The organism is uncultured Granulicatella sp., assembly GCF_963528195.1.
Classification (GTDB): Bacteria; Bacillota; Bacilli; order Lactobacillales; family Aerococcaceae; genus Granulicatella.
Map to the genome: position 1 here is coordinate 1 of NZ_CAURVN010000052.1, position 8,163 is coordinate 8,163.

At 34.6% G+C, this 8,163-nt stretch carries 6 protein-coding genes; all 6 read right to left on the reverse strand.

Going from position 1 to position 8,163, the window contains the following annotated elements:
* Nucleotides 1–150: 150 nt before the first annotated feature.
* Nucleotides 151–1,158 carry a UDP-glucose 4-epimerase GalE gene (gene galE, locus RWR88_RS07990; protein WP_314348905.1) on the reverse strand — a complete coding sequence of 336 codons (1,008 nt, stop codon included), beginning with the start codon at nt 1,156–1,158 and terminating at the stop codon, nt 151–153.
* A gap of 20 nt (nt 1,159–1,178) precedes the next feature.
* Nucleotides 1,179–1,949 carry a type I methionyl aminopeptidase gene (gene map, locus RWR88_RS07995; protein WP_314451685.1) on the reverse strand — a complete coding sequence of 257 codons (771 nt, stop codon included), beginning with the start codon at nt 1,947–1,949 and terminating at the stop codon, nt 1,179–1,181.
* A gap of 192 nt (nt 1,950–2,141) precedes the next feature.
* The gene (locus tag RWR88_RS08000; RefSeq protein ID WP_314451686.1) at nt 2,142–3,605 is read right to left on the reverse strand and encodes an NCS2 family permease; all 1,464 of its coding nucleotides are present in this window, start codon (nt 3,603–3,605) and stop codon (nt 2,142–2,144) included.
* Nucleotides 3,606–3,830: 225 nt separating this feature from the next.
* Nucleotides 3,831–4,676, reverse strand: coding sequence for a MetQ/NlpA family ABC transporter substrate-binding protein (locus RWR88_RS08005; protein WP_314451688.1), 846 nt, complete (start codon nt 4,674–4,676; stop codon nt 3,831–3,833).
* A 440-nt stretch (nt 4,677–5,116) separates the two neighbouring features.
* Entirely contained in the window at nt 5,117–7,774 is a 2,658-nt protein-coding gene (locus tag RWR88_RS08010) for a cation-translocating P-type ATPase (RefSeq protein WP_314451690.1), read from the reverse strand.
* A 232-nt stretch (nt 7,775–8,006) separates the two neighbouring features.
* On the reverse strand, nt 8,007–8,163 hold a 157-nt coding region (locus RWR88_RS08015), incomplete at its 5' end, for an HRDC domain-containing protein (RefSeq protein ID WP_314451692.1).

Consider the following 8,163-nt stretch of genomic DNA (forward strand, 5'->3'; position numbering starts at 1 on the left):
CATTGGTTCTCTTTTTTTTATTCTTTTTTGTCACAAATGTATGATACCCTAACAATTTATATTACATATATATTACAATTTTCACTATCAAAAAATCCTGCTAGCATCATTTAAGCTAACAGGATTTCTCTCTTCATTTTATTTTAAATTTTAGTACCCTTGAGGATTATTTTTTTGCCAATTCCAAGAATCACGAACCATGTCGTTTAAGTCTTTTTCAGCAACCCAACCTAAAACTTCTTTTGCTCTTGTTGCATCTGCATAACAAGTCGCAATATCTCCAGGACGGCGTGGACAAATTTTATATGGAATATCAACATTATTCTCTTTAATAAATGCATGAACTAAGTCTAATACACTATAGCCAATTCCAGTTCCTAAGTTATACACTTTTGCCCCTGGGTTTCCGATATTATCTTTCACTGCAAGAACATGTCCTCTTGCTAAATCCACTACGTGAATATAGTCTCGAACCCCTGTTCCATCATGTGTATCATAGTCATCTCCAAACACGCTTAATTGTGGTAATTTACCAACTGCTACTTGTGTAATATATGGCATTAAGTTATTTGGGACTCCATTTGGATTTTCCCCAATTAAGCCACTTTCATGAGCGCCAATTGGATTGAAATAACGTAAGTTCGTTACAGACCATTCTTTATCAGAAAAAGCAACATCATTTAAAATTTGTTCTAGCATCACTTTTGTATATCCATAAGGATTTGTTGCACTTGTTGGCATTTCTTCTTTAAATGGTACTGTATTATTCATTCCATAAACCGTTGCACTTGAACTGAAAACAATATTTTTCACTCCGAAGTTTCTCATAACATCTAATAACACTAATGTACCTGTAATATTATTATGATAATATTCTAACGGTTTCACTACTGATTCTCCCACTGCTTTGAAACCTGCAAACTGAATGACACAATCAATTTTTTCTTTTGAGAATACTTCTGTTAAAAAGTCATGATCTAAAATAGATCCTTCATAAAATGGAAATTCTTTTCCTGTAATCGTTGTTAATCGTTTTAATACTTCAGGTGAACTATTAGAAAAATCATCTAAAATAACAACTTCATACCCCGCTTTATCTAATTCTACTACTGTATGAGAACCGATATAACCTGCTCCCCCTGCAACTAAAATAGCCATTGCTATTCCTCCTTATACTTTTATAATACGTCTTCTGTATGATCTGGTTGTAATGTTAAAATACGTGGACCATCTTTTGTAATCGCTAATGTATGTTCAAATTGGCAACTTAATCCACCATCTAATGTGTGAGCTGTCCAACCATTACTTTCCATTTCTGATTTCCATGTTCCAGTATTCACCATTGGTTCGATTGTAATAACCATTCCTTCTTTTAAGCGAAGACCTTTTCCAGGCTCACCATAGTGAGGAACAGATGGACTTTCATGAATCGTTGGTCCAATTCCATGTCCGATAAATTCACGAACAACTGAGAACCCTTCTTTTTCTACATAAGTTTGAATCGCATGACCAATATCCCCAATACGATTTCCCACTTGTGCTTGTTGGATTCCTAAATATAATGCTTTTTTTGTCACTTCATATAAACGTTCTAATTCTGGAGTAGATTCTCCAACAATATAACTCCAACAAGAATCTGATAAAGCTCCTTTTAAATCTACACAGAAATCAACTTTTACTAAATCTCCTGATTTCAATGGTTTACGACGAGGGAATCCATGACAGATTTCGTTATTAATACTTGTACAAGTGGCATATTTATATCCTTCATATCCGATTTGAGGAGCTGAGCCACCCGCTTCTTCAATTTTCTTTTGAACAAATTCATTAATCTCCCAAGTTGTTATTCCCGGTTTAATAAAGTCTCGTAATGCAACGTGAATAGAGGCTAATAAAGCACCCGACTCATTCATCGCTTCAATTTCACGATTTGATTTTAATGTAATCATACTTCAATTCCTTTCTTTTGTATTCTAGAACATTATAGCATAGCTTTTTATAAAATGTTTGAAATAAAATAAATTCCAACCATTTCTTTTCATTTTCTTAATCTTTTTAAAAAAACTTTTATAAAGCAAAACGAAGTTACTAAAATCGTAACTTCGTTTTACCTCTTTGGGAGAAAAGATATAAGGGAAAAGCTAAATAATGGCTAAAATAATGAAGTTCAAAATGAACAATCCTGTCGCTACCCATAAAATTGGGTGAACTTCTTTAGATTTGCCTGTTAATGTTTTAATGAAGCAGTAGAAGATGAAACCTGCTGCAATTCCATATGAAATGCTGTAGCAAAGCGCCATAAAGATTCCCGCAAAGAATGCTGGGACTGCTTCTTCTAAATGATCCCATTGAACATCTGCAAAAGATGATAACATCATAACCCCTACAATAATTAGCGCTGGAGCTGTTGCTGCTGCAGGTACGATTCCTACAAATGGTGCTAATAATGCTGAAGCTGCTAATAATACTGCTGTAGTTACAGCTGTTAACCCAGTACGACCACCTGCTCCGATACCTGCTGCACTTTCTACATAAGTTGTTGTATTACTTGTTCCGAAAACTGCCCCGATTGAAGTTCCAATCGCATCTGCAAATAAAGCTTTATCCATTTTAGAAGAGAAACCTGAACCTTCTTCTAACATTCTTTCGTCTTCTGCTGAGAAGATTCCTGTCTTACGACCTGTTCCAATAAATGTTCCTAATGTATCGAATGTATCCGATAAACTAAATGCGAAAATTGTCATTAATACTAATGGTAATTTCGCAGGGTTTGAGAACAATTTACCCATTCCATCAGGGCCAAATGCTGCAAATAATGTTACTTGTAAATCTGAGAATGCTGAAGCTAATGAATTTTGAGACCAATTCACTGTTGATAAATCAACCACACCCATTGGAATTGCTAATAAAGTTGTAGCAATAATTCCAATTAAGATTGCACCACGAACATTTTTAATGACTAAAATCACAGTAATGAACAATCCAATTAATGCCAATAATGCATCACTTTGAGTAAAGTTCACTAATGAAGGAACTACACCACCATTAGAGGTAACAGAGAAAATTCCACCTTTAAACGCTTCTGTAGTTGCTTGAAACGGTTGATTATTAATAGTTGTAATTGTTTTAGCATCTGTTAAGAAACTTAATAAGTTTGCATTTTTCAATCCGATATATGCTACGAATACCCCAATTCCTCCACCAATTGCATGTTGCATACTAACTGGAATTGCTTGGATAATCATTTTACGAATTTTTGTTACTGTAATGAAAATATTTAATAATCCACAAATAAATACCATTGCTAATGCTTCTTGCCAAGAAAAACCTAAACCAAATACTACTGTAAATGTAAAGAATGCATTTAATCCCATCCCTGGTGCTAATGCATAAGGTACATTTGCAAATAGACCCATTACTAATGTACTTACAACTGAAGCAATAATAGTAGATAGGAATACTGCCTGGAATGGCATACCTGTTTGACTTAAAATACTAGGGTTTACAAAGATGATATAAGACATTGCAAAAAATGTCGTAAGCCCTGCTAAAAGTTCCGTCCCAAAAGTTGTGTTATTTTCTTTTAATTTAAAGAAATTTTCCATGAAGTTTCTAGCTCCTTTTTGTTTTTTATTAAGAATGAGGTAAGTATACTTCATTATCGGTAGAAAATCAATATAAAATACGTATATTTTTATATACTTCTTAAATAAATGTACGTGTTTTTCAATAACGGTGTATTCCCAACCTAAATATTACCCTTTAAAAGTAAAATAAAACGAACAACTGACACCTTTAACGGTGAAAGTTGTTCGTTTGGAGAGAGATGACTATTTTTCTGCGTTCCACACTGGGAAATATTGTCCTGGTCCAATTTCATTCATTTTCTTCGCTACATCATCTGCTTGGAATAATGATACAATTTTTTTGTATGTTGGATTATCAGCATCTTTTGCATTTGCAGCAATGATATTGAAACGATCTTTTGGAATTGTATCTAAGTGATCAGCATCTGTGAAGATATAATCTTCTACTTTTAATCCTGCATCTTGAGCCATTGAACCATTAATTGAAGCTGCATCTACATCTTGTAATAAACGAGGTGCTTGTGCTGATTCTGCTTCAATAATTTCTAAATTACGTGGATTGCTTGTAATATCAGCTAGAGAGGCTTTTGTTCCTACTCCATCTTTTAATGTAATTAATCCTTCTGTTTCTAATGCTACTAAAGCACGACCTTGGATGGCTACTTCTTTTGGTACTAATACTTTTGCATTTTCAGGTAAATCTTTTAATGATTTATATTTTGTTGAGAAGTAATATAATGGCACGATAAATGTTGTTCCGATTTCTTTAATATCTGAACCTTTATCTTTGTTCCATTGTGCTAAATAAGCACGGTGTTGGAAGGCATTTAATTGTACAGACCCTTCTTCTAATGCTGTATTCGGTAATACATAGTCGTTCATTTCTACAACTTCTAAGTCAATGTTTTCTTTTTTCGCTTTTTCAGCAACGAAATCCCAGATTTCATGAGCTGCACTACCTACAACGGCAACTTTAACGTGTTCTGCTGGTTTAGTTTCTTTTGTTGTTTCTTGTTTACTTGTTTGATTTCCGCAAGCTGCTAATATCACTGCAGCAACTGCTGTTAAAAATAAATTTCTTAATTTCATTTATATTCCCCACTTTTGTTTTTCTAAATGTCACGTGATACAAGTGGTACTATACCGAATTATTACAGTCGGGTCAACGAAATTTGACCGATTTCAGCATTGTTTCTTTTTACTAGTTGTTAAAGTTAAAAACTATATTTCTACCATATCAACATTTACAGGCTATAAAAGTGAGAGATTTTACAAAAAAATAGACTTTCCATAATTACTTCTGATGTCCTAAGCAACTATAGATAAGTCTATTATCAAAAAACATCTTAAACGCAACTACTCCTTATGACCCATAAACAAAAACACTTTTAACATAGCTGAAGTGATAGAATCTGCAAAGTAGACTCTATCACAGGAAATTTTGAGACTACAGGCTCAAAATTTAGCCATGAAACCGAAGGTTTGCTGGCGTCCTAGCTATATTAAAAGTGTTTTTAAAAATTCTTTATTTAGTCTTGGTCCAAGCCCATTCCTCTCATAATTGCTTTTGCAATTTCAACGAACGGAACAATTGAGAATGCCGCTGCTAACACAATTAACCATTGTTCTAAATTCAACACTGTTACACTAAACACAGTCGTTAAACCAGGAACAACTAAAACAGATAATAACATTAACGCAGACACAACAATCGCAATATTGAACATTTTATTTTTAAACGCTCCAACCGTTGCTAATGATTTATAAACAGATTTCACGTTGAATGCGTGGAATAACTGAGTTAAACCTAAACTTGCAAATGCCATTGTTTCACCAGTTGGAACTCCCCAACCAGCTACATGAGTCGCATACCAATAGACGAATAAAGTAACTCCACCTTCAAAGAAACCTTGATAGTAAATACTTGGTAATACCCCATTTGACAAGAAATTAGAACTCTTTCCACGAGGTGGATGTTTCATAATATCTGCTTCTGCATCTTCCATTCCCAAAGTAATCGCTGGGAATACGTCTGTTACTAAGTTAATCCATAAAATATGAATTGGTTCAAGAATTGACCAACCAGCCATTGTGGCAATAAATAAAGTCATTACTTCCCCGAAGTTTGCAGATAATAAATATTGAACTGCTTTTTGAATATTCGAGAATACTTTACGTCCTTCTTCTATTGCAACAACGATTGTTTCAAAGTTATCATCTGCAAGAACCATATCACTAGCACCTTTAGACACTTCAGTACCAGTAATACCCATTCCTACACCGATATCTGCTTGTTTTAGAGATGGAGCATCATTGACACCATCACCTGTCATTGAAACAACTTTTCCATCTGCTTGCCATGCTTTTACAATACGAACTTTATGCTCTGGAGATACACGAGCATATACTGAGTAATCTTCAATCGTACGAGCTAATTCTTCATCAGAAATTTCATTTAATTCAGCACCTGTTAAGACACCATCTTCTTGATCAGGACGTAAAATTCCTAAACGTTTTGCAATTGCTTGAGCTGTATCACGGTGGTCACCTGTAATCATCACTGTACGAATGCCTGCTTCTTTTGCCACTTGAATCGCTAAAGCTGCTTCTTTTCTCTCAGGATCAATCATTCCGACTAATCCTGCAAATACAAAGTCGAACTCAACTGATTCTGAATCCATTGTTTCTGGAACTTGGTCAATGTATTTATAAGCAATTGCTAATACACGCAAAGCTTGAGTCGCCATTTCTTTATTTAAGCGAGCTAATGTATCACGGTCTTCTTGAGTCATTGGGCGAACTTGTCCGTGTTCTTCAATATGAGTTACTTTTTCAAGTAACATATCTGGAGCACCTTTTGCCGCTACTAAATAGTTTCCATCTTCTAATTGATGAATCGTTGACATTATTTTACGAGTTGAATCAAATGGCACTTCCGCTACACGTGGATGTTTTTCTAAATCAACACGTACATCATACCCTTTATCTAATCCAAATTGAACCATTGCTGTTTCAGTTGGATCCCCAATTAATTTTTCTTCAGAAAATTTAGTATCATTTGCTAAATTCATCATACGAAGTGCAGAAATTGATTCGTTCATGTCTTCATGTGCATCATGAATTTCATTATTAAATACCATTTTTTCAACAGTCATTTGGTTCAATGTTAACGTACCTGTTTTATCTGAACAGATAACTTCTACACCACCTAAAGTTTCAACGGCTGGCAATTTACGAACTAATGCATGACGGCTTGCCATTTTTTGAGTTCCTAATGCTAAAATAATCGTTGAAATAGCAGGTAAACCTTCTGGAATCGCCGCAACCGCAATAGCAATGGCTGTTAATAACATATGCGTCCATTCATATCCACGAATTAAACCAATTCCGAAAATGATAACGGCAATGACTAAAATCATAATCGTTAACCATTTACCTAAAGCATCTTGGTTTTCTTGTAATGGAGTTTTACTTTCTTCCGTGTTGGCTAACATATGGGCAATTTTACCAACTTCAGTATCCATACCTGTTGCAGTAACAACCCCTAATGCACGTCCATAAGTCACATTTGTACTCGCAAATGCCATATTTGAACGGTCACCAATACCAACATCTTCCCCTTCAGGAATGACTAAATCTTTTTCTACTGGAACTGATTCCCCTGTTAAGGCAGCTTCTTCGATTTTAATCGTATTGACTTCTAATAATCGCATATCGGCAGGAACGACATCTCCTGCTTCTAAAATCACGATATCTCCGACTACAATTTCTTCCCCTTTTACATGAAGATGTTCACCATCACGTAAAACTGTTGCAACTGGAGAAGCCATTTTTTGTAATGCCTCAATTGCTTCTTCTGCTTTTGATTCTTGGATGACCCCTACAATTGCATTTAAGATAACAACGGCTAAAATTACAATGGCATCCGTTGGATCTGGAGCTCCTTCATGGGCAAAAAATGAGATAACTGCTGCTGCAAGTAAGACAATAATCATGAAGTCTTTAAACTGATTAATAAATTTTTGCAGTACTGTTGTCTTTTCTCCTGCTTGTAAAGCATTCGGACCGTATTTTTCTAAACGTTCTTTTGCTTGATCAGAAGTTAACCCTTCTTTAGTAGATTGTACACTTGAAAGAACTTGTTCTTCCGTTTGTGTGTATGCGGCTTGTTTTGTCAAAGTCGACACTCCTTTATATTTTTTATCCCCATAAAAAAAGACTTATACTACTTCAAGGACTTGAAAATAGCATAAGTCTCACTAATTAAGATAATACCAGCGAAACAGGTTCACTTGTTGTTGATATTACCACAACTTTCGTTGCAAGTTACTCCCTTATGGAGATGTTGAATTTATAAGATACTATACCAAAGGTACTCTAAAAATGCAAATAATTTAAGCATTTTAGTATATAAAATCTTTATGATTTATACTCACGAATGACTTTCATAAAGGCTTCTCCATAAGTTTCTAGTTTTTTCTCCCCAACTCCACTAATTTGTAAGAATTCTCTATCCGTTGTTGGTAAATGACGACAAAATTCTTTCAGAGTTTTATCTGAGAAGACTAAGAATGGT